The organism is Romboutsia sp. 13368 (genome assembly GCF_018336475.1).
GTDB lineage: Bacteria > Bacillota > Clostridia > Peptostreptococcales > Peptostreptococcaceae > Romboutsia.
Window position 1 is genome coordinate 973,963 of the sequence record NZ_CP048741.1, and the last position, 396, is coordinate 974,358.

Consider the following 396-nt stretch of genomic DNA (forward strand, 5'->3'; position numbering starts at 1 on the left):
ATAACTACTTTAATTGTAGCATTAGTATATACAAGAATATATAATTATATTAATAATATATTAGGGGATGAAATAATGATAAATATAATAGGAAATATTGTGTTTATAATCATAATGTTATTTATACACTTGATAGTTTTAAGTACTCAAAATATAAGTAGTAAAGATTATTTTTATGGTGTATATATAAAGAATATATATTTAGAGAATGAATTTAAAAATATAATAGATAAAACTTTCAAATCGAATATAAATAAAGGTATAGCTRTAACTATATTTATATATCTTATAATTGAATTTATATTTAAGATAAATAAATTTTAAAGTAAAGAAAATAAAGGAATTATTTTAAATAAATTTTTATTAATATTTATTTAAGATAATTCCTTTTTAATA

Annotated in this window: 1 protein-coding gene; it reads left to right on the forward strand. The window is 14.4% G+C overall.

What is annotated here, in order from left to right; translation table 11 throughout:
- On the forward strand, positions 1–324 hold a 324-nt coding region (locus tag G3997_RS03960; RefSeq protein WP_296648452.1), incomplete at its 5' end, for a hypothetical protein.
- Between the last annotated feature and the right edge of the window lie 72 nt (positions 325–396).